The sequence below is a fragment of the Mycobacterium sp. G7A2 genome (assembly GCF_041902445.1).
Classification (GTDB): Bacteria; Actinomycetota; Actinomycetes; order Mycobacteriales; family Mycobacteriaceae; genus Mycobacterium.
On the sequence record NZ_CP169251.1, the window covers coordinates 3,712,576 to 3,737,147 of the forward strand.

The window sequence follows — 24,572 nt, forward strand, 5'->3', positions numbered from 1 at the left end:
TCCGGCATTAGGCTCGGGCGATATGACTGACAACGTCCCGGAACCGACGACCACCACCGTCACCGCGGCGGCCGACAACGCCGAGATCGTGCAGAAGTTCCTGTTCGCCATGGCCCAGGAGGACTTCGACACCGTCGAATCGTTGGCCGCTCCCGACCTGCTCTGGCAGAACGTCGGCCTGCCTTCCCTGCGTGGCCGGGCCCGGATCATGAATCTGCTGCGCCGAGGCCAGGGCCGGATGGGTTTCGCCGTCAAGTTCCACCGGATCGCCCAGGAGGGCAGCACCGTGCTGACCGAGCGCACCGACGCACTGATCTTCGGTCCGGTGCGCCTGCAGTTCTGGGTGTGCGGAACCTTCGAGGTCCACAACGGACAGATCGAGTTGTGGCGGGACTACTTCGACTTCTTCGACATCATGGTCAAGGCCCCGCTGCGGGCGGCGCTGGCTGCGCTCATCCCGTCGAAGCGGGTGTCGTTCTGAGGGCGTTCGCCGCTCACGTGATCGTCGAGCCCCCAAGCGTGCCATCCGGTACGTCGAGGGCGCCCGATAGAAGTGTTCAGGCGCCGCGCAGGCGGCCCAGTTCGTCGAACGCCTGCGCCCAGCCGGTCAACCTGTCTGTCGCCGCGTTGAGCTGCTCACGGTAGCGGCGCTGCGACATCGGCGAACTCGACAACGAACCCGAGTTCGCCGCCGACACCAATTGCGCAGCCGCCGAGACCATCTCGGTGTACTGGCGGGCACCCCGGTCGAGCTGGGTGGCGAACGCGGCGATCGTCGGCGCCAGATGCGCCCGCGACTGCGGCGCGGCCTTGACCGTCTTCTCCATCGACACCACCTCGGCGGCCGTCGCGGCCATCGTCGCGGCGGTCTGCTCGGCGGCGACCCGCAGTTCGAGCAGATCACCGGCGGGCAACAGCTGACCGCGTTCCATGATCCCGAGCAGAGAGAACAACCCGCGCTCGGAGGCGGCCAGCGACGCCATCGACTGACGGGCTGACGAGCCCCACGGGGGCAACCGTCGCCCCGTGCGGCTTCGCGCGGGAGGGAGAGGCTCTCCACGCAGCCAGCGGTAGCGCAGGAACGCCAGCGTCGCCAGGAACGCGGCGCCCACCGCGATCGGCGACGGAATGAACAGCGCCCACACCGGGGTGCTCCAGGACGCCAGCAGCGCAGTCACCCCGATCCAGAACACCGTGCACACCGAGAAGAACACACCCAGGCGCAGGGCCCACCGCCGCTTGCGCAGCATCTTGGCGCGGGGGTCGGCCGCGGCGTGCAACTTGTCGGCCAGCAGTTCCGACCACTCGGCAGCGGTGTCCACGCCGCGCTGTGTCAGCGACCGCCAGGTGTCTGGTCTGCTGGTCCGGGTGCTCATGACAACGACGTCCTCGAAGTTACTGCGACAGTGGGTTTTCCGGAGTGGGGTTGGGGGTGGCTGACGGCGTGGCCGGGGTCTGGCCGGGCGTGGCGGGGGTAGCGCTCTGGCTGCCCGCGGGCAGCTGCTCGCCCCGCATCGACGCGCGGATCTGTTCGAGCCGCGAGTGTCCCGCCATCTGCACGCTGGCCTGCTGGACCTCCATCATGCGGCCCTGCACCGAGTTCTGGGCGAGCTCAGCGGAGCCCATCGCGTCGGCGTATCGGCGCTCGATCTTGTCGCGAACCTCGTCCAGGCTCGGCGTGGCACCGGGCGCCGACAGCTCGCTCATCCCCCGCAGCGACGCAGACACCTGCTCCTGCATCTTCGCCTGCTCGAGCTGGCTGAGCAGCTTGGTGCGCTCGGCGATCTTCTGCTGGAGCATCATCGCGTTCTGCTCGACCGCCTTCTTGGCCTGCCCGGCGGCCTGGAGGGCCTGATCATGCAGACCCTTGAGGTCCTCGACGCTCTGCTCGGCGGTGACCAGCTGAGCGGCGAACGCCTCCGCGGCGTTGTTGTACTCAGTGGCCTTGGCCGAGTCTCCGGCAGCGACGGCCTGGTCCGCCAACGTCAGCGCTTGGCGGACGTTGACCTGCAGTTTCTCGATGTCGGCCAGCTGCCGGTTCAGTCGCATCTCCAGCTGGCGCTGATTACCGATCACCTGGGCGGCCTGCTGGGTCAGCGCCTGATGCTGACGCTGGGCTTCCTCGATGGCCTGCTGGATCTGCACCTTCGGATCGGCATACTCGTCGACCTTCGAGCTGAACAGCGCCATGAGATAGCGCCACGCCTTGACGAACGGATTGGCCATGGGTTCATTCCGCCTTCGTGTGTGTCGAACTTGCTGACGTGCTGGGACCCAACTTATCGGTTCGGCCCAGATCACCACACCCCTGCACGCCGGAGGGGTCAGGCCAGCGCCATCGACGACACATGGGGAATGACGACCTTGGTGCTGACATCGATGCCTGCGGTGCTGGCCTTCTCGACGGCAGCGGCGATCGACTCTTCGTGGGCCATCTCGTCGGCGGCCTCGGTGAGCACCTTCGACAGCGGCACGTCCAGGGCTCCGCAGATGGAGCCGAGCAACTCGCTCGACGGCTCCTTGCGACCCCGCTCCACCTCGGACAGGTAGCCCAGGCTGACCCGAGCAGAGTCGGAGACCTCACGCAGCGTGCGGCCCTGCTCGACTCGGGCGCGGCGCAGCACGTCGCCGATCACCTCGCGCAGCAATGTCGTCATCGCGGTCTCCTCGCCTTGGGGGGTGGGCTCGGTTGCCTCCTTGCCTACCTAGCCCAACGCTCGGTATCGCCCGGATGGTTCCCGACCTGAACACTCGATGTGCAATGACAGGCGCGCTAGCCCCGATCCTGGCCCTCCACCAGCTCACGTAGGCGGCTCAGTGTGGCGCGCACCGCCGCGAACCGGATGTCCCAGCGGGTGCCGTGGAGCATCAGCGCCTCCACCTCGGTGTCCACCGGGCCGGCGATGCCGACGAACACGGTGCCCACCGGGTGGCCACCGTGCGGCTCGGGACCGGCCACGCCGGTCACGCCCACTCCCCACGTCGCGCCACAGCGTTGTTGCGCGCCGACGGCCAACGCCCGCGCGGTGGGCTCGGCGACCGGACCGACATCGGCCAGCAGTTCGGGGGCCACCCCGGCCAGGTCGATCTTCGATTCGACGGTGTAGGTGATCAGTCCCCCGCGCAGCACAACGCTGGCTCCGGGCACCCCTGCCAGGGTCGCGGCCACCAACCCCGCGGTCAGTGACTCGGCGGTCGCCACGCTCTGCCGGCGGACAGTCAGGTCGGCGACGAGCGCCCGGGCGTCGTCAGTGACCAGCGGGTCGTCCACGCCAGTCCCTGACCGCCGACACGAAATAGTCCAGGCCGGTGAGCACCGTCAGCACCACCGCCGCGGACATGACCACCCATCCCACCACCAGCCACCCCCCGGACAGCGGCAGCACGAACAGGCCGATCGCCACGGCCTGGACCAGCGTCTTCAACTTGCCTCCCCGACTCGCGGGGATGACGCCCCGGCGCAGCACCACGAACCGCAGCACCGTCACCGCCAGCTCCCTGGCCAGGATCACTGCGGTCACCCACCACGGCAGGTCGCCGAGCACCGAGAGTCCGATCAGCGCCGCACCGATCAGCGCCTTGTCGGCGATCGGATCGGCCAAGGTGCCGAATTCCGTCACCATGCCGTAGCTGCGGGCCAGCGCGCCGTCGAACCGGTCGGTGATGACCGCCACCGCGAAAACGACGAATGCCACTATCCGCCAGAACGTTTCATGACCGTCCGCGACGAACAACGCCACCAGGAAAACCGGAACCAGCACCATCCTGATGCCGGTGAGCACGTTGGCCAGATTGGCCACGCGCACACGTGGAACCACCGGATCGGTGTGTGGTTGGCCCGGCACTGCCACAGAATACTGGTTGCCCCAACCGATACTCTTCGGTGTGTGAGCGCAGCACCCGCCGAGTCCGACGGTCAGCTCGTCGTGCGGCGGGCACGCACGACCGACGTCCCCGCCATCAAGGCACTCGTCGACATCTACGCCGGGAAGATCCTGCTGGAGAAGAACCTGGTGACGCTGTACGAGTCGGTCCAGGAGTTCTGGGTCGCCGAGCTGCACGGCGAACTGATCGGCTGCGGCGCGCTGCACGTGCTGTGGTCGGATCTGGGCGAGGTACGCACCGTGGCCGTGCATCCCAAGGTGCGGGGCCAGGGAGTCGGGCACGCGCTGGTAGCGCAACTGCTCGCGGTCGCCAAGGAGTTGCACCTGCAGCGGATCTTCGTGCTCACCTTCGAGACCGAGTTCTTCAGCCGTCACGGGTTCGCCGAGATCGACGGCACGCCGGTCACCGCCGAGGTGTACGAGGAGATGTGCCGGTCCTATGACACCGGCGTGGCCGAATTCCTGGATCTGTCGTTCGTCAAGCCCAACATCCTGGGCAACACGCGGATGCTGCTGACCCTCTGATCGTCAGACGCTGCGCACCCGGGTTCCTGCCATCCCGCAGACGATCTTGTCGATGTCGGCCAGGGAACCGATGACCGCCTCGTTGCCGGTTTGTGTCGCGAACGCGCACGCTGCGGCGACTTTCGGCCCCATAGAGCCGGCGGGCAGGCTCAACCCGGCGATGGCGTCGACCGTGACCGTGCCAAGCCTGACCTGGTCCGGGGTACCCCAGCCGGTGTAGACGCCGTCGACGTCGGTGGCGATGACGAGCAGGTCGGCCTCCAGCTGCCGCGCCAGTAGCGACGCGGCCAGGTCCTTGTCGATGACGGCCTCGACACCCTGCAGCGTGCCGTCCGCCCCGTAAATGGTCGGGATTCCGCCGCCGCCGGCGCAGATGACGATCACCCCCGCCTCGACCAGCATGCGGATGGGCCGGATCTCGAAGATGCGCTGGGGTGCGGGGCTGGGCACCACCCGGCGGAACCGGTCTCCGTCGGGTGCCACCGTCCACCCGTTCTGGGTGCTGAGCAGTCTCGCGGTCTGCTCGTCGTAGACGGGACCGATCGGCTTGGTGGGGTTCTGGAACGCCGGATCGTCGGGGTCGACCTCGACCATCGTCAACAGCGTGGCGAACGGCTGCTCGAACGGAAGCAGGTTGCCGAGCTCCTGTTCGATGACGTAGCCGATCATCGCCTCCGTCTCCGCGCCGAGCACGTCGAGCGGGTACGGCTGGACAGCCTCGTAGGCGGCGCCCTGCAGGGCCAGCAGTCCGACCTGGGGGCCGTTGCCGTGCGCGATCACGAGTTGGTTGCCGTCGGCGACGGCGGCGATCCGCTGGGCGGCCAACCGGATGTTGGCGCGCTGATTGTCGGCCGTCATCGGCTGACCGCGCTGGAGCAGCGCGTTACCCCCGAGCGCGATGACGATTCTCATCGGACGTCCACCGCTCAACCGAGTGCGGCCACGAGAACCGCCTTGATCGTGTGCATGCGGTTCTCGGCTTGTTCGAACGCGATGTTGGCCGGGCTCTCGAACACCTCCTCGGTGACTTCGATGCCATTCTCGAGCGCCGGGTACTGCGCGGCGATCTGAGCGCCGACCTTGGTCTCGGAGTTGTGGAACGCCGGCAGGCAGTGCATGAATCGGACGCGCGGGTTCCCGGCGGCAGCCATGAGTTCGGTGTTGACCTGGTAGGGCATCAGCTCATCGATCCGCTCACCCCAGCTTTCGATCGGCTCACCCATCGACACCCACACGTCGGTGTGGATGAAATCCACGCCGTCGACCGCTTCGCGTGGATCGGCGGTGACGGTGATCCTGGCCCCGGACTGCTCGGCGAACGCACGGCACATCTTGACGTGGTCCTCGGCGGGCCACAGGCCCTCAGGGGCGCCGATCCTCACGTCCATCCCGAGCTTCGCCCCCACCAGCAGCAGTGAATTGGCCATGTTGTTGCGACCGTCGCCGACGTAGGCGTAGGCGATGTCGTGCAAGGGCTTGAAGCAGTGTTCGGTCATGGTGAGCACGTCAGCCAGCATCTGGGTGGGGTGGTATTCGTCGGTGAGTCCGTTGAACACCGGGACCCCGGCGTAGCGCGCAAGTTCCTCCACGATCTCCTGACCCGCCCCGCGGTATTCGATCGCGTCGTACATCCTGCCGAGGACGCGCGCGGTGTCCTTCATCGACTCCTTGTGACCGATCTGGGACGAGGTCGGATCGATGTAGGTGACGTGCGCCCCTTCGTCGTACGCGGCGACTTCGAATGCACACCGGGTGCGCGTCGAGGTCTTCTCGAAGATCAGCGCGATGTTCTTGCCTTCCAGGGTCCGCCGCATGGTTCCGGAATACTTGGCCCGCTTCAGGTCTCGGGCGAGTTCGATCAGGTGGAGCAGATCCCGCTCGCTGTGGTGCACCAGGCTGAGCAGATCACGGTTGCGCAGATTGAACGCCACGGCGGCTTCTCTCTTTTCTCCGGTGGTGGGTTACTGGTAGGCCGGATCGCGCAGGATCGGGCAGGTCATGCACCGGCCGCCACCGCGACCCCGGCCGAGTTCACTGGCATCGATGGTGACCACTTCGATTCCGGCTTTGCGTAACGCTGTGTTGGTCAACGTGTTCCGGTCGTAGCCGATCACCACTCCGGGCTCCAGTGCGATGACGTTGTTCGCGTCGTCCCACTGTTCGCGTTGAATTCCGTAGGCGTCCCCGGCGGTCTGGACGACGCGGAAGTCCACCCCGAGAGCCTGACCGACGGTTTCCACCAACCCTCGGGGTTCTCGACGGACATCCAACCCGGAGGGTGAATGCTCGTCCGGGCGAAGGGTCAGCGGCACGATGTTGTCGACGACAGGTGCGTAGGCCGTCACGACGTCGTGGTCGCAGAACGTGAAGACGGTGTCGAGGTGCATCGCCGACCGCGCCCTGGGCAGACCGGCGATGATCACCTGCTCGGCGGCGTGCGATTCGAACAGGCGCCGCGCCACCCGGCCGATTGCCTGTCGCGACGTCCTCTCCCCCATTCCGATGAGCACGATCCCCTTCCCCAGGGCCATGACGTCACCGCCCTCGAGGGTCACCGCGCCGTAGTCGTGTGGCCGGCCGTCCAGGTCACCCAGCCAGACCTGGTAATCCGAATCAGCGAAGGCAGGATGAAACCGGTACACCGCCGTGGTCAGCAGCGTCTCCTGCCGTCGCGCCGGCCAATACATCGGGTTGAGCGTGACGCCGTCGAATATCCACGACGAATTGTCGCGCATGAACTGGGTGTTGGGCAGCGGCTTGATGATGAAACCGGCCGGATCGGCCGCACCGAACGCTGTCATGAACGGGCCGTGGAACTCGTCGGGGACTTCGAAGTGAGCGATTCCACCGATGAGATGTTCAGCCAGGTCCTCGGCTTTCATTTCGTCGAGCCACGACCGTATCTCTGCCGCCACACCAGCGCCCACCAGGTCATCGGTGATCTCACGGTCCAGCAGCCAGGCTCTTGCGGCGGCATCGGCCACGACATCGGCGAGCAGGTCCTGCAGTTCCAGGACCTCGACGCCACGGTCGTGCATCTTGGCGACGAAGTCGAAATGATCTCGACGGGCCTGCTGCACCCAGATGACGTCGTCGAAAAGAAGCTCCTCGCAGGTTTCGGGGGTCAGACGCTGGTGGGCGAGTCCCGGTGCACACACCATCACGCGGTGCAGTTTCCCGATTTCCGACCACACTCCGACCCGTGGATGTTGTTCGGCCATAGTCTGATTCACCTTTGCTTTTCGTGCGGATCTCTGCGGGGTGGTATCAGATGACGCTGAGTTCGCCGGTGGCGAGCAGCACGACGGCCAGCGCCGAGATCGCCGCGATGCCGACAAAGATCAACCATTCGGGCTTGGTGAACACCGGCAGCCGACGTTCTTTGCGAGCCCAGACGAACAAAGCCGTACCGATGAGATAGAACAGCGCGGCGACCAGCAGGTACTCCCACCCTCCGGCGAACACCAGCCACACCGCATAGATCAGCGCGATCGCCCCGATGGCCAGGTCGCGGCCCCGCGCGCCGCCTGCCTGGTAGGTCTCGCCGCGGACCGCGAGAAGTACCTGGTAAGCGGCCGACCAGAGGTAGGGCAACAGGATCAGCGACGTGGCCAACAGGATCAGGTTCAGGTAGGTGCTCTCGTTGGCCAGAGTCCACAGCAACATGACCTGGACGCACCCGTTGGTGAGCCACAGCGCGCCGGCGGGCGCATGGTGGGCGTTCTCCCGGCCGAGGAAGGCGGGCATCACCGCGTCGGTGGCCGGGAGCTGCAGAATCTCTGCGCACAGCATCACCCACGCGATCAGAGCTCCGAGCAGCGACACCACCAGCCCGATCGAGATGAAGCCGGCTCCCCACGTTCCTACCTGCTCCTCCATCAACCCCGCCATCGACGGATCGGGCAGCCCGGCCAGCCGGGCCTGTTCCATCAACCCGTAGGACAGGAAATTGACCAGGAGCAGCAGCGCGAGCACGGCGAGGAACCCCAGTACGGTCGCGCGTCCCACGTCACGGCGCCGGGCAGCTCGCTTGGAGTACACGGCAGCGCCCTCGATGCCGATGAAAACCCACACGGTCACCAGCATCATGTTCTTGACCTGGGTCAGCGTGTCGCCCAACGGCTGACCGTCGACCTCGGTGCGGCTCCCCCAGAAATCCGCGGTGAACAGCCCGGCCTTGAATCCGACGGCTGCGATGCCGATGAACGTCAGGATGGGCACGATTTTGGCGACGGTCACGATGACGTTGACGAAGGCGGCGGTCTGAATTCCGCGCAACGTCATCGCGTGCACGACCCACAGCAGTATCGATGCACCGACGATCGCCGAAAGTGTCGCACCGCCTTCGAATTGGGGAAAGAAGTAGCCCAGCGTCGAGAACAGCAGGACCAGATAGGCGACGTTGCCGATCCACGCGGACATCCAGTAGCCGAATGCCGATGTGAAGCCGATGTAGTCACCGAAGCCGGCGCGGGCATAGCCGTAGACGCCGCCGTCGACGTCGGGCTTGCGCTCGGCCAGGGTCTGGAAGACAAACGCCAGCATCAGCATTCCGAGGCCGGTCACAACCCACCCGATCAGCAATGGTCCGGGCGCTGCGCTGCCCGCCATCTGGGAGGGCAGCGCGAAGATGCCGCTGCCGATCATCGATCCCACGACGATCGCGGTCAGCGCGGCCAGGCCGAGTCCCGCCTTGGCGGAGCCCGCCGGTCTGGCAGCAGGTGTGGTGAGGTCGGTGTCGGACATTGTTCCGCCTCTCGGGCGACGCGGGGACGCGGGCGCCGTCAGCGACGGGGATGCCCCGTCCGCCGATCGGCGTTCCGTCTCGGCAGAAGTCCTGCCTCACCCAGCGTCGTCGGCGAAGTATCTGAGCGACAAGGGAATAAAGTCCCTTTTCGCCGCCGGCGTCGACGCCTGCGATGACGACGGGCCCGATGAGGTCGTATCGGGCCGGCGCCTAGAAGTCGTCCGCCTCGTCCGCGGTGTCCGCGCCGGAAGCATCGCTGCCGCCGCGGATCAGGGCGAGCGTGCCGGCGAGTTCGTCGGGTTTGACGAGTACCTCGCGCGCCTTCGACCCCTCCGAGGGACCCACGATGCCGCGGGTCTCCATCAGGTCCATCAACCGGCCCGCCTTGGCGAAGCCCACCCGCAGCTTGCGCTGCAGCATCGAGGTCGAACCGAACTGCGACGACACCACCAGCTCGACCGCCTGCAGGAAGACATCCATGTCGTCGCCGATGTCGGGATCGACGTCCTTGCGCTCGCCGGCCTTCACCGCGGTGACACCTTCGGTGTACTCGGGTTCGGCCTGCTCTTTGGTCGCCGAGACGACCGCGTGGATCTCCTCGTCGGTGATGAACGCGCCCTGCAGGCGGATCGGCTTGTTGGCGCCCATCGGCAGGAACAGGCCGTCGCCCATGCCGATCAACTTCTCGGCGCCTTGCTGATCCAAGATGACCCGGCTGTCGGTCAGCGACGAGGTGGCGAACGCCAGCCTTGACGGCACGTTGGTCTTGATCAGGCCGGTGACCACGTCGACGGACGGTCGCTGAGTGGCCAATACGAGGTGAATCCCCGCGGCGCGCGCCTTCTGGGTGATGCGCACGATGGCGTCCTCCACGTCGCGCGGCGCGGTCATCATCAGGTCGGCGAGCTCGTCGACGATGGCGACGATGTACGGGTAGGGCTTGTACTCGCGCTGTGACCCCAGTGGTGCGGTGATCTCACCGGAGCGCACCTTGTCGTTGAAGACGTCGATGTGGCGCACCCGGGAGGCCTGCATGTCCTGGTAGCGCTGCTCCATCTCCTCGACCAGCCATGCCAACGCGGCGGCGGCCTTCTTCGGTTCGGTGATGATGGGCGTGATCAGATGCGGAATGCCTTCGTAGGGCGTGAGTTCCACCATCTTCGGGTCGATCAGGATCATCCTGACCTCCTCCGGAGTGGCGCGGGCGAGCAGCGAGACCAGCATCGAGTTGACGAAGCTGGACTTGCCCGAGCCGGTGGAGCCGGCTACCAGCAGGTGCGGCATCTTGGCCAGGTTGGCCGAGATCATCTCGCCCTCAATGTCTTTGCCCAGCCCGATGACGAGCGGATGGTGATCGGAGCGGGTGGCCGGATCGGTCAGCACATCGGCCAGCCGCACCATTTCGCGGTCGGTGTTGGGGACCTCGATGCCGACCGCCGACTTGCCCGGGATCGGCGCCAGCATGCGGACACTCTCGGTGGCCACCGCATAGGCGATGTTGCGGTGCAGCGCGGTGATCTTCTCGACCTTGACGCCCGGGCCCAACTCCACCTCGTAGCGCGTGACCGTGGGGCCGCGCGTGCAGCCGGTCACCGCGGCGTCGACCTTGAACTGCTGCAGCACCGAGGTGATCGAGTTCTCCATCTGCTCGTTGGCGGCGCTGCGCCGCTTGGGCGGGTCTCCGGCCACGAGCAGGTCGAGCGACGGCAGCGTGTAGGGACCCTCGACGACACGGTCCAGGGACAGCTTCGCCTCCTTGCGCGGCTTCTTGCGCGCACGGGCGGCCGGCTCAGGAGTGGTCGGCGCATCCGCGATGTCGGGGTCGACCGGGTAGTTGTCCAACGGCGAGCCACCCGGCTTCGGCAGCACCTCGGTGGTCTGGGTGGGCGAAGGCCAGGCCTGGTCTTCGTCGATGCCGTATGCGGCCGGGTCGCCGTAGTAACCGTCGGAGAAATCCTGGGGTGCGCTGCCGTCGGCGGCATCCTGGTCGTCGTACTCGTCGTCATCGACGTCGTAGTCGTAGTCGTCGCCGAGCCGGGTGGAGAACATCGCCCGCACGGTGGCCGGGACCTCCCGGATGGTCGTACCGGTCACCAGCAGCACCCCGAACAACACGCCGATGAACAGCAGCGGGGCGGCGATCCACGCCGTGAGCCCGTCGGCGAGCGGCCCGCCGATCGCGAATCCGACGAATCCGCCGGCGTGTTGCCGTGCCGCGGGATCCGACGGCGAACCCGACCACAGGTGCCACAGGCCCAGAGCGGGCACGATGATCATCGCGGTACCCAGGATCAGCCGGGGGCGGGCTTCTGGATCGGGTTCGGAGCGCATCAGCGTGACTCCGAGGACGGCCAGCGCGATCGGGACCAGGACGACCGCGTCGCCGACCAGCACGCGCACGACAGTGTCGAGCCACGCACCGACCGGGCGCGCGGCGTCGAACCACGATCCGGCCGCCACGACCACTGCCAGGCCGAGCAGCGCCAGCGCGATGCCGTCGCGCCGGTGGCCGGGTTCGAGTTCGCGGGCACGGCCGACCGAGCGGGCGGTGCTGCCGGCGCCCTTGGCGAGCATGAGCCAGCCGGCGCGGACGCCGCGGCCCACCGCGGTGCCCGCTGACGAGACGATCGACGGGTTGCGCGGCGCCGGCTTGCGGCGCTGCGCGGCCGGACGCGCGGGCCGCGACCCGCCCCGCGAACCGGCCTTTGACCTGCTCGGACGGGCAGAAGAGCGAGCCGCGGTCTTACTAGCCATGGGTGCAAGCCTAGTCGCAAGGACCTCACATGCACCATCTGCCACACTGGTAACAGATTGGTTTCGATCCCTCGCCGCGGTCCGTCGATCGCGTAATAAAGTGGACAACTGTCCAGCACATGCTCAGCGAGGAGTCCCCATGCCTGTCGTTGTCGTCGCCACCATGACCGCCAAGTCCGATTCCGTGGACAAGGTCCGGCAGGCATGTCAGCAGGCGGTCGAAGCGGTGCACGACGAGCCCGGGTGCCAGCTGTATTCGCTCCATGAAGCCGACGGAACCTTCGTCTTCGTCGAACAGTGGGCGGACGCCGACGCTCTCGGCGAGCACAGCAAGGCGCCGGCCGTCGCCACGCTGTTCGGGACCATCGGCGAACTGCTCGACGGCGCGCCCGACATCAAGATGCTGCAGCCGGTCGTCGCGGGTGATCCCGCCAAGGGCCAACTGCGCCCGTAGTCTTTCCCAGCATGGGTGAGCTCACCGGCAAGGTCGCATTCATCACCGGCGCCGCTCGCGGTCAGGGCCGGGCCCACGCGGTCAAGCTCGCGGCCGCAGGCGCCGACATCATCGCCCTGGACCTGTGCGAGCAGATCGCGTCCGTGCCCTACCCGCTGGCCACGCCCGAGGACATGGATGCCACCGTCAAGCTCGTCGAGGAGACGGGTGCGCGGATCGTGGCTTGTCAGGCCGACGTGCGCGACCGCGACGCCGTCAAGGCCGCGGTTCGCTCCGGGACCGAAGCCCTGGGCGATCGGCTCGACATCGTGATCGCCAACGCCGGCATCGCACCCATGGCGGCCGCGGAGGCCTGGCAGGACGTCATCGACGTCAATCTGACCGGCGTCTATCACACCATCGACGTGGCGATGAAGCCGATGATCAAGTTCGGCAACGGCGGATCCATCGTGCTCACCAGTTCGGTCGCAGGACTCGTCGGCCTGGGGTCGCCGGTCGGCGGCTCGGTGGGCTACGCCGCGGCCAAGCACGGCATCGTGGGCATCATGCGGGTGTATGCGAACTTCCTTGCGCAGTACAGCATCCGGGTCAACTCGGTACACCCGGCCGGCGTGAACACGCCGATGATCGACAACGAGTTCACCCGGTCCTGGCTGGACGGCATCGCTCAGGAGAGCCAGGGCGGGCCGGACATGGGCAACGCACTTCCGGTGCAGGCGCTCGAACCCGAAGACATCGCCAACGCGGCGTTCTGGCTGGTGTCCGACGCGGCCCGCTACGTCACCGGCGTGACGCTGCCGGTCGACGCCGGCTACGTCAACAAGCGCTGATTGCCACAGTGTCCGGCAACCCCGCGGCCCAGACCGCACTCGGCCCCATGGTGCTGGCGGCGATCGAGCACAACGAGTCACCGGGCAGACGCCTCGTCGACGACGATCTGGCCGAGTCGTTCCTGCCCGCGCGGTGGCGTTGGCTGGTCCGGTCGGCACGGACAGGCGCGGTGCGCCGATCTCTCGCCGCGGCGTCGGAGCGATCGGGTCCCGGACTGTGGGCCAGCATCGCCTGCCGCAAGCGCTACATCGACGAACGGTTGTCAGATCCGCTCAACGACGTCGACACCGTCGTCGTGCTGGGCGCCGGACTGGACACCCGGGCCTGCCGGATCGCCCGCCACAGCGACATGCCGGTGTTCGAGGTCGACCAGCACGTCAACACCGAGCGCAAAGCAGCGGTATTACAGCGAGTGCTCGGCGCCACACCCCCATCGGTGCGGCTCGTCCCGCTGGATTTCGAGAAGGAACCGTTGATGCCGGCGCTGCAGGCAGCGGGCTTCCGGCACGGCGATCGCACGTTCTTCATCTGGGAGGGCGTCACCCAGTACCTGCGCCCTGAGGCCGTGCGCAGCACTCTCGACCAGCTCAGAGACGCCGCACCGGGAAGCCGGCTCGTCTTCACCTACATCCGACAAGACTTCGTCGACGGCACCGACCTGCATGGAGCCGAGGCGCTCTATCGCCGATTCCGGCAACGACGGCAGGTGTGGCAGTCGGGCCTGGTCCGCGAAGCCGTCGGAGAACTGCTCGACGAGTACGGCTGGCGTCTCGTCGAGCAGGCTGGTCCGAGCTACTTCCGCGACACCTACATCCGTCCCACCGGCCGCACGCTGTCCGCGTCACAGCTCGAGTGGACGGCGCTGGCGGAGCGCTGACGAGGTGGTGCGCCGATGAGGTGGCGCGCCGATGAGGTGGCGCGCCGATCAGGGGCGTGCACACTTTCGGCGACGAGTGGGTACCCCACCGGCAACGGTGGCAGACGACCACCCGCAGAAGGCAGCTTGCCATGACGATGACCACGACGAGGGCAGAGAACGCGTCGGTGTTGATCGCGCGAAAGCGACAACCCGCGGCGATTCACGGAGTCGCCGACCGGCGGTCCGACGGTCAGATCCGTCGCCGCGTCGCGCAGACCGCGACCGTGCTCGTCGCCGACGACGAGCCGCGTATCGCCTCGCTGGTGGCGCGCGGACTCACTGCCCATGGCTTCGCGGTGCGGGTGGTCGCCGACGGCGCCGCGGCACTGTCTGCGGCGCGAAGCGGCCAGGCCGATCTACTGGTCATCGACATCGACCTGCCCCGTCTCGACGGCATCGAGGTGGTGCGGCGTCTGCGCGCCCAGGGCGTCGAATTGCCCGCCCTGATGCTGCGACCGCGCGGCAGCGCCACCGGGGCCGTCGTCGGAATGGAGGGACAGGCCGACGACTACCTGTGCACCCCGTTCCGCTTCGAAGAACTGCTCGCCAAAGTGCGAAGGTGGCTGTCGCCGGCCGGACGGACCCCCGAGCCGACCCAGCTGACCCACGGCGATCTGCGGCTCGATCTGACCGCACGTCGCGCCCATGTCGGTGACTACTTCGTCGACCTGTCGGCCCGTGAATGCGCGCTGGCCGCGAAGTTCCTCCGCCACCCCGGCGAGGTGCTGTCCCGCCAACACCTGCTGAGCACGGTGTGGGGACACGAGCATGCCGCGAGTTCCAACGTCGTCGACGTGTACGTCCGATATCTGCGCAGCAAACTAGGTGCCCGCCGGTTCGTCTCGGTGCGCGGTCTGGGCTACCGGCTCGACCAACCCGCCCGCTGAACCAGCTCGGTCAGCCGATCTCGATCACGGTCGGCACGATCATCGGCTGTCTGCGGTAGGTCTCCCCCACCCACTTGCCGACCGTCCGGCGAACCGCCTGAGCGATCCTGGTCGGGTCGGTGATGTTCTGCGAGGCAAGGTTCTCCAGCTCGGCCTCGACCTTGCGAGCTACCGCCTCGAGTGCCTTGGGGTCCTCCGAGAAGCCGCGAGAATGCAGGTGCGCGGGCGCCGCGGCCTTCCCCGTGCCGCGCCGGACGACCACGGTGACCGCGACGAAACCCGAGGACAGGATGAGCCGCTCCCCCAGTGTGGCGTCCCCGACATCGCCGGTGATCAAGCCGTCGACGAACATCTTGCCCACCGACACCGCGCCGGCGATGGTCGCGCGTCCGGCCACCAGGTCCACGCTGACACCGTTCTCGGCGACGACGATGTTGTCGTGCGGCACGCCGGTGCGCGCGGCCAGCGCGGCGTTGGCCCGCAGCATCCGCCAGGTCCCGTGCACGGGCATGACGTTGCGCGGCCGCACGCCGTTGTAGAGGAACGCCAACTCGCCGGCGTAGGCGTGCCCGGAGACGTGGACGCGCGCCTGCTGGTTGGTGACTACGCGGGCGCCGATCTTGGCCAGTGAATCGATCACGCCGTACACGGCTTCCTCGTTGCCCGGGATCAGCGACGAGGACAGGATGATCAGGTCACCGTCCGTCAGCGTGATGCTGCGGTGCTCACCGCGCGACATTCGTGACAGGGCGGCCATCGGCTCGCCCTGGGTGCCGGTGGTGATCAGCACGACACGGTCGGCCGGCATCATCTCAGCGGCGGCGATGTCGAGCACATCCTCGTCGGCGACGTCGAGATAACCCAGCTCCCGGGCGATGCCCATGTTGCGCACCATCGAACGCCCGACGAACGACACGCGCCGTCCCAGTGCCACGGCAGCATCGATGATCTGCTGCACCCGGTAGACGTTGGAAGCGAAGCACGCGACGATGACGCGGCCCTCGGCGCCGCGGATCAACCGGTGCAGCGCCGGGCCGATCTCACTTTCCGACGGTCCGACACCGGGGATGTCGGCGTTCGTGGAGTCACACAGGAACAGGTCCACGCCGGCGTCACCCAGCCGCGACATCCCGGGCAGGTCGGTGGGTCTGCCGTCCAGTGGCATCTGGTCGAGCTTGATGTCCCCGGTGTGCAGCACCGTTCCGGCACCGGTGTGGATCGCGATGGCGAGGCAGCCGGGGATGGAGTGGTTGACGGCGAAGTACTGGCATTCGAACACGCCGTGCTCGGAGCGCTGCCCTTCGGAGACTTCGACCAGGACGGGCTTGATCCGGTGCTCGCGACACTTGGCCGACACCAGTGCGAGCGTGAACTTCGATCCGACGATCGGAATGTCGGCGCGCAACTTGAGCAGAAACGGGATCGCACCGATGTGGTCTTCGTGCGCGTGGGTGACGACGACCGCCTCGATCTCGTCGAGCCGGCGCTCGATGTGCCGCAGGTCGGGCAGGATCAGGTCGACGCCCGGCTCGTCGTGCGTCGGGAACAACACGCCGCAGTCGACGATCAACAGTCGTCCCAGATGCTCGAAAACGGTCATGTTGCGACCGATCTCGTTGATGCCGCCCAACGCGGTGACGCGCAGGCCGCCTGGGGCCAGGGGCTCCGGTGGGGTGAGCGCTGAATCCACTAGCGGCCCACTACCTCAGCACCGCGGCGGCGCGCATGTCGGCGGCCAGCGCCTCGATCTGTTCGGCGTTGGCGGGCATCTGGGGCAGGCGCGGATCACCGGCCTCGAAGCCCTGTAGTCGCAGACCCTCCTTGGCGAGCGTGACACCGCCGAGGCGCATCTGCGCCCCGCACAGCGGACCCAGTGTGACGCTGATCTTGCGCGCGGTGGCGACGTCGCCGGAGTGGAACGCCGTCATCATCTCCCGCAGCTGACTGGTCGCCACGTGCCCCCACACGCTGACGAACCCGACGGCGCCCATTGCCAGCCACGGCAGATTCAGCGAGTCGTCGCCGGAGTAATACGCCAGCCCGGTCTCGGCGATGATCTGCGCGCCGCCGTGCAGGTCCGCCTTGGCGTCCTTGACCGCGACGATGTTGGGGTGCTGGGCCAGCGCCCGCAGCGTGTCCCACGCGATCGGCACCACTGAGCGCGGCGGGATGTCGTAGAGAACGATCGGCAGATCGGTGCTGTCGGCGACAGCGGTGAAATGGGCCAGCAGCCCGGACTGCGGCGGCCGCGAGTAGTACGGGGTGACCACGAGCAGCCCGTGGGCACCCTCAGCGGCGCACGCCTTGGCCAGGTGCATGCTGTGCGCGGTGTCGTAGCTGCCGGCTCCGGCGATGATGCGGGCCCGGTCACCGACGGCCTCCAGCACCGTGCGCAACAGCGCGATCTTCTCGTCATCGGTGGTCGTCGGGGATTCGCCGGTGGTCCCGGACAACACCAGCCCGTCGCACCCCTGGTCGATCAGATGGGTGGCCAGCCGGGCGGCCGCAGCGGTATCGAGCGTGCCGTCGGGCTTGAACGGAGTAACCATGGCGGTCAGCAACGTGCCCAAACGGGCGGGGGCGTCGAATCCGCTGGTACTCACGGGCAACTAGGTTACCTGCTCAGCCCACGCGCTCACGAATGCCTTTCGGGCTGCGCCTCCGTGTCTGCCGGGTCGGCTACGCCCCGGTGCCGGCCGGGTCGGCTACGCCCCGGTGCCGGCCGGGTCGGCTACGCCCCGGTGCCGGCCGGGTCGGCTACGCCCCGGTGCCGGCCGGGTCGGCTACGCCTCCGTCGCCAGGGGGCTCGTCGCGACCTCGGTGCCATCAGCGAGTTCAGCGATCTCGAAGTCGGAGAAGACCTGCGGCGCGAGATCGATGAGCTGACGCAGACAGGTGATCGCCAAGCGCCGGATCTCCACGTCGGCGTGCTCGCTGGCGCGCATCGCGATGAAGTGCCGCCATGCCCGGTAATTGCCGGTGACCACGATGCGCGACTCGGTGGCGTTCGGCAGCACGGCCCGGGCGGCCTGGCGGGCCTGTTTTCGGCGCAACACCGCGGCCCGCTCACCGGGCTGGTCGGCCATGAACTTGGTCTCCAGACGGGCCAGCAGCTCGGTGTAGGCCGCTCGGCTGGCATCGGCGGCGGCGGACAGGATCTCCACCAGTTCGGGGTCGTCGTCGACACCGGGCGGCGCCACCACCTCGGCCTGGTCGTCAGGCACATAACGCTGGGACAGCTGCGAGAACGAGAAGTGCCGGTGCCGAACCAGCTCGTGGGTGCACGACCGCGAGATGCCGGTGATGTAGAACGTCACCGAGGCGTGCTCGAGTGCCGCGAAGTGACCGACATCGATGATGTGGCGCAGGTACGAGGCGTTGGTCGCCGTCCGCGGATTGGGCTTCGACCAGCTCTGATAGCAGGCTCGCCCAGCGAACTCGACCAGCGCCGGGCCCCCGTCGGCATCGGTCTCCCAGGGGACGTCGGGCGGCGGGCAGAATTCCGTTCTGGCGATCAGCTGCACCCGCAGCGGCGCGATCTCGGCCACGGCGTGAGCCTAACGCCATCACCCCACCAGCCTTCGTCGAGACTGCATCACCGGCGGGGTGCACTCGTACTTCGCCGCCATGAGCGCAGCGCCAACGAAGGTTAGGGTGATCCATGGCCGCCCCCCACCTCGCCGCCCGCCTGCTCGATGTGATCGAAGACGACATCCTGCCGCTGACGGAGCGCGGGGTGGCCGCGGGTAACAAGGTGTTCGGCGCGGCTCTGCTCGCCAAGACCGACCTGTCGGTGGTCATCGCCGGAACCAACGACGAGACCGCCAACCCGCTGTGGCATGGCGAGGTGAACACCCTCAGGCAGTTCTACGAGTTGCCGCAGCGCCCGGCCACCGAAGATCTGCTGTTCCTGAGCACCCATGAACCGTGCACGTTGTGCATGTCGGCGATCACCTGGGCCGGGTTCGACAACTACCACTACTTCTACAGCCACGAGGACTCGCGGGACAGCTTCGCCATCCCGCACGACCTGAAGATCCTCAAGGAGCTGTTCGGCCTCGACCCAGGTGGTTACCGCCGCAGCAACGAGTTCTGGACCGCCTACGCGATCGGCGACCTGATCGACGCGCAACCCGAGCCGCAGCGACAGAGGTTGCTCTCCCAGCGCGACCGCATCCGCGGCCGCTATGACGCACTGTCCCGTCGCTATCAGCAGCACAAGGGCGACAACGAGATTCCGCTCAGCTAGCCGTCGCCTTCGGACTCCTCCAGCGGGCAGTGCTCGACGCGATCGCCGCCGGCGCGCTTGGCGGTGTACATCGCCGAATCGGCCATCCTGATCAGGCGGTCGACGAACTCCGACGCCACCACCGCTACGTGCGGGTCCATGACCGCAGAGCAGGTGCCCAGACTGGCGGTGACGCCGAACGGTGTCGAGGCGATGCCCTGCCGGATGCGTTCGACGATCGCGCGGTGACGGGCGACGAACTGGGTGTCGGCGATGACGAATTCTTCGCCGCCCAGACGTGCGATCGCGGCGCCGGCGTCGCAGCTCTCCCTCAGCACGGCCGCGACACTGACCAACGCCTGATCCCCGACCGCATGCCCCTGGGAGTCGTTGAGCCGCTTGAAGTTGTCGAGGTCCACCATCGTCACGTTCAACCGCCTGCGCAGGCTCGGCGGCTGTGCCGCGATGAGCTCTGCGACGGCATTGGAGAAGGAACGCCGGTTCAGCAGCCCGGTGAGCGGGTCACGGTCGGAGTTGCGCAGATCGATACGCAGCGAATGCACCAACGAGAAGATCCCGAAAGGGATTCCGACGTTCAGCGCCGTCACGATCAGCGCCGCAGCCACCGTCAGCGCCACATCGCCGGTCTCGACCACCAACCGGGCCGCGGCGACGACAGCACACGCCATGCCCAGGGCGAGATTGGCCAGCACATGGCCGACCGCGTGGAAATACGCCAGGAATCCGCCGATCACCGCGAACACAGTGCAGCCCATCAACGCGCCGTAGGCGTTGGACAGCGACAGGCACGTCGCGGCGATACACGCGCTGCAGATGATGTTGTAGGCCACCGAACTTCGTCGGCTCGGCCAGGTGAACAACCACACCAGTGACGCGCTGCCCGCTCCGGCCGCCGCGGCCACCGCGATCCCTCTGGTCAGCGGGGTGTCCGGCCCCACCGGACTGGCCAGCATGACCAACGGCACCGCCGCCAGGCAGATGGTGAAGACGAAGGTTGCGATCCGCCACTGCGTCTGCAGTCCGCGGTCCAGCAGGTATGCACCGAACCAGTCGAACTGGTCGGCCTCCCGCCACAGCGTCGCCATGCCGGACCGGTGGGGACGCTACTGCGGGTTCGCGGCGACGAACTGGACGACGGCCTCCCCGAGTTCGACGCCCTTGTCCTCCTGAAGGAAGTGCCCGGCCTCGGTGATGGTCACGTGCGTCTGGCCCTCGGCACCCGGAATCTGCTTGCGTAACAATGGCTCCGCGGCCCGGGTGATCGGGTCGGAGTCGGAGAACGCGCACAGGAACGGCCTGTCGAATGTTCGCAGGACCTCCCACGCGGCGCGGTTCGCCGCGGAGGCCGGGTCGTCAGGTCGAGTCGGCACCAGCATCGGGAATTGGCGCGCACCGGCCTTGAAGGATTCGTCGGGAAACGGCGCGTCGTAGGCCGCGGCCACCTCGGGTGTGAGCTTTCCGACGCAGGCACCCCCGATGATCTTGCCGACCGGGAAGTCCGGTGACTCCTGGCTGAACTGCCGCCAGGCCAGGAAGGCCTCTCCCGGATCGAGGTCACCGGTGGGCAGCACGGTGTTGGCCGCCACGACGCGGGCGAACCGCTCGGGGTGTTCGCCGACCAGCCGCAAGCCGATGAGCCCACCCCAGTCCTGGCACACCAGCGTGATGTCGGTCAGTCCGATCGCTTCGATGGCTGACCAGGTCCAGTCGACGTGTGCCTGGTAGGTGTAGTCCTCACGCCGGGTCGGCTTGTCGCTGCGGCCGAATCCGACGAGGTCGATGGCCACCGCCCGCAACCCGGCTCGGGTCAGAACCGGGATCATCCGCCGGTACAGATAGCTCCACGACGGCTCGCCGTGGAGCAGCAGCACGACCTCTCCGTCCGGCGGCCCTTCGTCCAGGTAGTGCATCCGCAGCCCGTCGACGTCGACGTAGTGCGGCGCGAACGGATAATCCGGCAGGTCGGCGAATCGCTCATCGGGCGTGCGGAGGAAGTCCACGGTTCGGCTCCTTTGCTGAGGCAACGAATACGCTACTAGGTTCCAGCGGGCTGTCCCACCGCACGTAACAGCGCCGGCGCCAGGTCACCGCGCGCTGCGACGGTCACCGCGTCCAGCCCGAGCCAACCGGCCATCGCGGACAGCTCGCGTGCCATCGGGCCGGCCACCCGCGCGGCCTCACATCCGTCCTCGACGAACGCACCGAGCACCATCAGCGCACCTGCCGCCCTGTCGGCCTTGAGGTCGACGCGGCCCACCAGCTTGCCGTCGAGCAGGAACGGCCACACGTAGTAGCCGTAGCGCCTCTTCGGAGCGGGCGTGTAGATCTCGATGCGGTAGTGGAACCCATCGAAGAGGCGCTCGACGCGGGGCCGGAAGAAGATGAGCGGGTCGAACGGGCACAGCAGCGCCGTGCCTCTGTCCTGGCGGGGGATCACCTGACCGACACGCAGGTAGGCAGGCGCGCTCCATCCCTCGACATCGACGCGCTCGAGGTACCCGGCGCCGACCAGATCGGCCAGCGCCGGCTTGACCTGCGCGGCAGCCAGCCGGAAGTAGTCGCGGATGTCGGCTTCGGTGCCCACCCCCAGAGCCGAGGCCGCCCGCAGGCACAGTTCCCGCACCGCGTCGGCCTCGTCCACCTGCCGGTTCAGCACCGCGGCAGGCAGCACCCGCTCGGTGAGTTCGTAGTGCCGGGCGAACCCGATCCGCGTCGCGGTTGTCAGCGCCCCCGACGACCACAGCGCCTCGGCCACCCACTTCGTCTCACTGCGATCCCACCACGGCCCCTTGCGGCCACGCGGTTCGGACTCCAGATACGCCTCGATCTGGCCCGCGGTACACGGACCCAGTTCGGCGACGGCGGCCAGCACTTCCTCGGCGAGCCGCGCGTTCTTCTTGACGATGTCGGTCCCCCACCGACCGTGGCGGTACTGCCGCATCCGCCATCGCAGCAGGGGCCAGTCCTCCACCGCCATCAGCGCGGCCTCGTGCGCCCAGTACTCGATCAGCAACCGCGGCGACCGCGCCGAGTGACTCCAGGCGGCCCGGTCCAGCACGTCGCGATCGTAGGGGCCGAGTCGGCTGAACACCGGCGCGTAGTGAGCCCGCACCGACACCGACACCGAGTCCAGCTGCAGCACCTGCAGGCGAGCGATCAGGCGCTTGAGGTGTGCCCGGGTCACCGGTCCGCGGGGAGCGGGTTCATGAAAGCCCTGCGCCGCCAACGCCACCCGCCGCGCCTGCGCGGCGGACAGCGTCGTCACGCGCGGATGTAGGTGTAGTACCGGTACCGCAGACCCGACGAACTGTCCTGCCAGTCGCCCGCGGTACCGAACCATGCCTCGTCCAGCAGTGGGGCGAGTACGTCGTCGTCCTCACGGTGGATGTCGATGTCGACCTCGGTGATCTCACACCGGCCGGCCAGCGGCAACGCCAATCCGTAGACCTGGGAACCCCCGATCACCCACGCGTCGTCGAGCGGGGCGTCCTCGAGGCTGCTGACCACTTCTGCTCCGTCTGCCACGTAGTCAGCATGCCGGGTGAGTACGACATTCCGGCGCCCCGGCAGCGGCCGGAAGCGCGCAGGCAACGACTCCCAGGTGGTCCTGCCCATGATGACGGTGTGGCCCATGGTCAGCTCCTTGAAGCGAGCCATGTCTTCCGGGACGTGCCAGGGGATGGAGTTGCCGCGCCCGATCACCCCGGATGACGACTGCGCCCAGATCAGCGTGACGTCACTCATACGGCGACGGGCGCCTTGATCGCCGGGTGCGGGTCGTAGTTGATGATGTCAACGTCCTCGTAGGTGTAGTCGAAGATCGAATCTCGCGGTGCGAGAACGAGTTCCGGATAGGGCCGCGGCTCGCGGGTCAGCTGCTCGGCGACCTGCTCGCGGTGATTGTCGTAGATGTGGCAGTCTCCTCCGGTCCAGATGAACTCGCCGACGCCGAGGCCGGCCTGTGCCGCCATCATGTGGGTCAGCAGGGCGTAGCTGGCAATGTTGAACGGCACTCCCAGGAACAGGTCGGCGCTGCGCTGGTACAGCTGACAGCTCAAGCGGCCGTCGGCCACGTAGAACTGGAAGAAGGCGTGGCACGGGGGCAGCGCCATCTGGGCGATCTCGCCGACATTCCACGCCGAGACGATGTTGCGCCGTGAGTCCGGATCGGATCTGAGCAACTGCAGCGCGGCACTGATCTGATCGATGTGCTCCCCGGACGGCGTGGGCCACGACCGCCACTGGACACCATAGATCGGACCGAGATCACCGGTGGGAGAAGCCCATTCGTCCCAAATCGTGACACCGTGTTCCTGCAGCCACCGCACGTTGGAGTCGCCGCGCAGGAACCACAGCAACTCGTAGACGATCGACTTGGTGTGCACCTTCTTCGTGGTGATCAGCGGGAAGCCCGCGGTGAGGTCGAAGCGCATCTGATGGCCGAAGACGCTGCGGGTACCTGTGCCGGTGCGATCGGCCTTCGGCGTCCCCGACTCGAGCACCAGACGCAACAGATCTTCGTAGGGGGTGGCGATCGGCACGTGCCCTAGCTTACGTGGACCACCCGGGAGTAGAACGGAACCCATGCCGAGCATCTCCGACACCGTCACCACGGCGGACGGCGCCTGCCCCGTCACACTGCACACCCCGGACGGAGAGGGCCCCTGGCCCGCAGTGGTGATGTACCCGGACGCCGGAGGGGCGCGCCCGACGTTCCGGGCGATGGCCGACAACCTCGCCGGGTACGGCTACGCGGTGCTCGTCCCTGACGTGTACTACCGGGAAGGAGACTGGGCGCCGTTCTCGATGGCGACGGTGTTCTCCGACGACGCCGAACGCAAGCGGCTGTTCGCGATGATCTCTTCGGTGACGCCCGAGCGCATGACCACCGACGCCGACGCGTTCTTCGACTACCTCGACGCGCGCGCCGAGGTGCGCGACCAGGCCTTCGGCACCACCGGATACTGCATGGGCGGTCGAACGTCACTGATGGTGGCGGGCCGGTTGCCCGAACGGGACGCCGCAGCGATGTCCTTCCACGGCGGCGGCCTGGTCGCCGACGATCCCGCCAGCCCCCATCTGCTCGCCGACCGTATCCAGGCCGCCGTCTACGTCGGCGCCGCCCAGGACGACCGGTCGTTCACCACAGAGGACGGTGAAACTCTGGACAAGGCCCTGACCGCGGCCGGGGTGCGGCACACGATCGAGTGGTACCCGGCATTGCACGGTTTCGCGGTCCCCGACAACGCGCCGTACGACGAGGCGGCGGCTCAGCGCCACTGGGAGGCGACCCAGAGGTTCTTCGCCGCCCATCTGGGCTGA

Annotated in this window: 26 protein-coding genes; 8 read left to right on the top strand and 18 right to left on the bottom strand. The window is 67.6% G+C overall.

Features of this window, described 5'->3' with window-relative positions; translation table 11 throughout:
* Window positions 1–22: 22 nt before the first annotated feature.
* Window positions 23–481 carry a limonene-1,2-epoxide hydrolase family protein gene (locus ACEWX3_RS17645; protein ID WP_221357240.1) on the top strand — a complete coding sequence of 153 codons (459 nt, stop codon included), beginning with the start codon at window positions 23–25 and terminating at the stop codon, window positions 479–481.
* 76 nt (window positions 482–557) lie between these two features.
* Here the strand turns inward: ACEWX3_RS17645 and ACEWX3_RS17650 are convergent, their stop codons facing one another.
* From ACEWX3_RS17650 to pgsA, 5 genes are all read right to left on the bottom strand, one after another.
* Window positions 558–1,376, bottom strand: a complete 819-nt coding sequence (locus ACEWX3_RS17650) for a hypothetical protein (RefSeq protein ID WP_374157204.1) — start codon at window positions 1,374–1,376, stop codon at window positions 558–560.
* A gap of 19 nt (window positions 1,377–1,395) precedes the next feature.
* Window positions 1,396–2,226, bottom strand: a complete 831-nt coding sequence (pspA, locus tag ACEWX3_RS17655) for a phage shock protein PspA (RefSeq protein WP_207067274.1) — start codon at window positions 2,224–2,226, stop codon at window positions 1,396–1,398.
* A 98-nt stretch (window positions 2,227–2,324) separates the two neighbouring features.
* The gene (gene clgR / locus ACEWX3_RS17660) at window positions 2,325–2,657 is read right to left on the bottom strand and encodes a transcriptional regulator ClgR (protein WP_374157205.1); all 333 of its coding nucleotides are present in this window, start codon (window positions 2,655–2,657) and stop codon (window positions 2,325–2,327) included.
* A 116-nt stretch (window positions 2,658–2,773) separates the two neighbouring features.
* Window positions 2,774–3,271 carry a CinA family protein gene (locus ACEWX3_RS17665; RefSeq protein WP_221357245.1) on the bottom strand — a complete coding sequence of 166 codons (498 nt, stop codon included), beginning with the start codon at window positions 3,269–3,271 and terminating at the stop codon, window positions 2,774–2,776.
* Window positions 3,249–3,845, bottom strand: coding sequence for a CDP-diacylglycerol--glycerol-3-phosphate 3-phosphatidyltransferase (gene pgsA, locus ACEWX3_RS17670; protein ID WP_207067272.1), 597 nt, complete (start codon window positions 3,843–3,845; stop codon window positions 3,249–3,251). Before pgsA ends, ACEWX3_RS17665 begins: the two co-directional genes overlap by 23 nt.
* Window positions 3,846–3,887: 42 nt before the next feature.
* Between pgsA and ACEWX3_RS17675 the strand changes: the two genes are divergently transcribed.
* Window positions 3,888–4,409 carry an amino-acid N-acetyltransferase gene (locus ACEWX3_RS17675; RefSeq protein ID WP_207067271.1) on the top strand — a complete coding sequence of 174 codons (522 nt, stop codon included), beginning with the start codon at window positions 3,888–3,890 and terminating at the stop codon, window positions 4,407–4,409.
* Between the two features lie 3 nt (window positions 4,410–4,412).
* Here the strand turns inward: ACEWX3_RS17675 and arcC are convergent, their stop codons facing one another.
* The 5 genes from arcC to ACEWX3_RS17700 all read right to left on the bottom strand — a co-directional run bounded on the left by arcC (window position 4,413) and on the right by ACEWX3_RS17700 (window position 11,910).
* Window positions 4,413–5,321, bottom strand: a complete 909-nt coding sequence (gene arcC, locus ACEWX3_RS17680) for a carbamate kinase (protein WP_221357247.1) — start codon at window positions 5,319–5,321, stop codon at window positions 4,413–4,415.
* Window positions 5,322–5,335: 14 nt separating this feature from the next.
* Entirely contained in the window at window positions 5,336–6,340 is a 1,005-nt protein-coding gene (locus ACEWX3_RS17685; protein WP_374157206.1) for an ornithine carbamoyltransferase, read from the bottom strand.
* A gap of 30 nt (window positions 6,341–6,370) precedes the next feature.
* Window positions 6,371–7,630 (bottom strand): arginine deiminase, encoded by a 1,260-nt coding sequence (locus ACEWX3_RS17690; RefSeq protein WP_221357250.1) that lies wholly within the window; start codon window positions 7,628–7,630, stop codon window positions 6,371–6,373.
* A gap of 46 nt (window positions 7,631–7,676) precedes the next feature.
* Complete coding sequence (gene arcD, locus ACEWX3_RS17695; RefSeq protein ID WP_374157207.1) at window positions 7,677–9,155, bottom strand: arginine-ornithine antiporter; 1,479 nt, start codon at window positions 9,153–9,155, stop codon at window positions 7,677–7,679.
* A 211-nt stretch (window positions 9,156–9,366) separates the two neighbouring features.
* Window positions 9,367–11,910 (bottom strand): DNA translocase FtsK 4TM domain-containing protein, encoded by a 2,544-nt coding sequence (locus ACEWX3_RS17700; protein ID WP_374157208.1) that lies wholly within the window; start codon window positions 11,908–11,910, stop codon window positions 9,367–9,369.
* Between the two features lie 139 nt (window positions 11,911–12,049).
* Here ACEWX3_RS17700 and ACEWX3_RS17705 point away from each other — a divergent pair, with 139 nt between their 5' ends.
* The 4 genes from ACEWX3_RS17705 to ACEWX3_RS17720 all read left to right on the top strand — a co-directional run bounded on the left by ACEWX3_RS17705 (window position 12,050) and on the right by ACEWX3_RS17720 (window position 15,001).
* A complete protein-coding gene (locus tag ACEWX3_RS17705; RefSeq protein ID WP_207067269.1) occupies window positions 12,050–12,364 on the top strand; it encodes a putative quinol monooxygenase in 315 nt (104 codons plus the stop codon).
* An 11-nt stretch (window positions 12,365–12,375) separates the two neighbouring features.
* Window positions 12,376–13,194, top strand: a complete 819-nt coding sequence (locus ACEWX3_RS17710; RefSeq protein WP_207067268.1) for a mycofactocin-coupled SDR family oxidoreductase — start codon at window positions 12,376–12,378, stop codon at window positions 13,192–13,194.
* Window positions 13,195–13,202: 8 nt separating this feature from the next.
* Window positions 13,203–14,072 (top strand): SAM-dependent methyltransferase, encoded by an 870-nt coding sequence (locus ACEWX3_RS17715; protein WP_374157209.1) that lies wholly within the window; start codon window positions 13,203–13,205, stop codon window positions 14,070–14,072.
* Window positions 14,073–14,203: 131 nt separating this feature from the next.
* Window positions 14,204–15,001 carry a response regulator transcription factor gene (locus ACEWX3_RS17720; RefSeq protein ID WP_286183139.1) on the top strand — a complete coding sequence of 266 codons (798 nt, stop codon included), beginning with the start codon at window positions 14,204–14,206 and terminating at the stop codon, window positions 14,999–15,001.
* A gap of 10 nt (window positions 15,002–15,011) precedes the next feature.
* On the opposite strand, the gene ACEWX3_RS17725 is transcribed toward ACEWX3_RS17720, so the two are convergent.
* From ACEWX3_RS17725 to thyX, 3 genes are all read right to left on the bottom strand, one after another.
* Complete coding sequence (locus ACEWX3_RS17725) at window positions 15,012–16,691, bottom strand: ribonuclease J (RefSeq protein WP_374157210.1); 1,680 nt, start codon at window positions 16,689–16,691, stop codon at window positions 15,012–15,014.
* A gap of 10 nt (window positions 16,692–16,701) precedes the next feature.
* Window positions 16,702–17,604: a 4-hydroxy-tetrahydrodipicolinate synthase gene (dapA, locus tag ACEWX3_RS17730; protein ID WP_207067265.1), complete on the bottom strand. Its 903-nt coding sequence runs from the start codon at window positions 17,602–17,604 to the stop codon at window positions 16,702–16,704.
* A gap of 180 nt (window positions 17,605–17,784) precedes the next feature.
* Window positions 17,785–18,549: an FAD-dependent thymidylate synthase gene (gene thyX, locus ACEWX3_RS17735; protein ID WP_374157211.1), complete on the bottom strand. Its 765-nt coding sequence runs from the start codon at window positions 18,547–18,549 to the stop codon at window positions 17,785–17,787.
* A gap of 113 nt (window positions 18,550–18,662) precedes the next feature.
* On the opposite strand from thyX, the gene ACEWX3_RS17740 reads away from it, so the two are divergent.
* Window positions 18,663–19,250 carry a nucleoside deaminase gene (locus ACEWX3_RS17740; RefSeq protein ID WP_207067263.1) on the top strand — a complete coding sequence of 196 codons (588 nt, stop codon included), beginning with the start codon at window positions 18,663–18,665 and terminating at the stop codon, window positions 19,248–19,250.
* Here ACEWX3_RS17740 and ACEWX3_RS17745 read toward each other — a convergent pair.
* The 5 genes from ACEWX3_RS17745 to ACEWX3_RS17765 are packed head-to-tail and all read right to left on the bottom strand — an operon-like array spanning window position 19,247 to window position 23,791.
* Window positions 19,247–20,335: a GGDEF domain-containing protein gene (locus ACEWX3_RS17745; RefSeq protein WP_221357265.1), complete on the bottom strand. Its 1,089-nt coding sequence runs from the start codon at window positions 20,333–20,335 to the stop codon at window positions 19,247–19,249. The genes ACEWX3_RS17740 and ACEWX3_RS17745 overlap by 4 nt on opposite strands.
* An 18-nt stretch (window positions 20,336–20,353) precedes the next feature.
* Window positions 20,354–21,250 (bottom strand): haloalkane dehalogenase, encoded by an 897-nt coding sequence (locus ACEWX3_RS17750; RefSeq protein ID WP_221357266.1) that lies wholly within the window; start codon window positions 21,248–21,250, stop codon window positions 20,354–20,356.
* A gap of 35 nt (window positions 21,251–21,285) precedes the next feature.
* The gene (locus ACEWX3_RS17755; protein WP_374157212.1) at window positions 21,286–22,515 is read right to left on the bottom strand and encodes a winged helix-turn-helix domain-containing protein; all 1,230 of its coding nucleotides are present in this window, start codon (window positions 22,513–22,515) and stop codon (window positions 21,286–21,288) included.
* A complete protein-coding gene (locus ACEWX3_RS17760; protein WP_221357268.1) occupies window positions 22,512–22,994 on the bottom strand; it encodes a dihydrofolate reductase in 483 nt (160 codons plus the stop codon). Before ACEWX3_RS17760 ends, ACEWX3_RS17755 begins: the two co-directional genes overlap by 4 nt.
* On the bottom strand, window positions 22,991–23,791 hold the full coding sequence (locus ACEWX3_RS17765; protein ID WP_221357269.1) for a thymidylate synthase: 801 nt from the start codon (window positions 23,789–23,791) through the stop codon (window positions 22,991–22,993). Before ACEWX3_RS17765 ends, ACEWX3_RS17760 begins: the two co-directional genes overlap by 4 nt.
* 43 nt (window positions 23,792–23,834) lie before the next feature.
* Here ACEWX3_RS17765 and ACEWX3_RS17770 point away from each other — a divergent pair, with 43 nt between their 5' ends.
* Window positions 23,835–24,572 (top strand): dienelactone hydrolase family protein, encoded by a 738-nt coding sequence (locus ACEWX3_RS17770; protein ID WP_221357270.1) that lies wholly within the window; start codon window positions 23,835–23,837, stop codon window positions 24,570–24,572.

What these genes read in the sequence shown, in the direction of transcription:
- ACEWX3_RS17770 (WP_221357270.1), top strand. Translation starts at nt 23,835, where the DNA reads ATGCCGAGCATCTCCGACACCGTCACCACGGCGGACGGCGCCTGCCCC.
- pspA (WP_207067274.1), bottom strand. Translation starts at nt 2,226, where the DNA reads ATGGCCAATCCGTTCGTCAAGGCGTGGCGCTATCTCATGGCGCTGTTC.
- ACEWX3_RS17650 (WP_374157204.1), bottom strand. Translation starts at nt 1,376, where the DNA reads ATGAGCACCCGGACCAGCAGACCAGACACCTGGCGGTCGCTGACACAG.
- ACEWX3_RS17700 (WP_374157208.1), bottom strand. Translation starts at nt 11,910, where the DNA reads ATGGCTAGTAAGACCGCGGCTCGCTCTTCTGCCCGTCCGAGCAGGTCA.
- ACEWX3_RS17745 (WP_221357265.1), bottom strand. Translation starts at nt 20,335, where the DNA reads ATGGCGACGCTGTGGCGGGAGGCCGACCAGTTCGACTGGTTCGGTGCA.
- ACEWX3_RS17740 (WP_207067263.1), top strand. Translation starts at nt 18,663, where the DNA reads ATGGCCGCCCCCCACCTCGCCGCCCGCCTGCTCGATGTGATCGAAGAC.
- ACEWX3_RS17690 (WP_221357250.1), bottom strand. Translation starts at nt 7,630, where the DNA reads ATGGCCGAACAACATCCACGGGTCGGAGTGTGGTCGGAAATCGGGAAA.
- arcD (WP_374157207.1), bottom strand. Translation starts at nt 9,155, where the DNA reads ATGTCCGACACCGACCTCACCACACCTGCTGCCAGACCGGCGGGCTCC.
- arcC (WP_221357247.1), bottom strand. Translation starts at nt 5,321, where the DNA reads ATGAGAATCGTCATCGCGCTCGGGGGTAACGCGCTGCTCCAGCGCGGT.
- clgR (WP_374157205.1), bottom strand. Translation starts at nt 2,657, where the DNA reads ATGACGACATTGCTGCGCGAGGTGATCGGCGACGTGCTGCGCCGCGCC.
- ACEWX3_RS17710 (WP_207067268.1), top strand. Translation starts at nt 12,376, where the DNA reads ATGGGTGAGCTCACCGGCAAGGTCGCATTCATCACCGGCGCCGCTCGC.
- ACEWX3_RS17645 (WP_221357240.1), top strand. Translation starts at nt 23, where the DNA reads ATGACTGACAACGTCCCGGAACCGACGACCACCACCGTCACCGCGGCG.
- ACEWX3_RS17705 (WP_207067269.1), top strand. Translation starts at nt 12,050, where the DNA reads ATGCCTGTCGTTGTCGTCGCCACCATGACCGCCAAGTCCGATTCCGTG.
- ACEWX3_RS17760 (WP_221357268.1), bottom strand. Translation starts at nt 22,994, where the DNA reads ATGAGTGACGTCACGCTGATCTGGGCGCAGTCGTCATCCGGGGTGATC.
- ACEWX3_RS17720 (WP_286183139.1), top strand. Translation starts at nt 14,204, where the DNA reads ATGACGATGACCACGACGAGGGCAGAGAACGCGTCGGTGTTGATCGCG.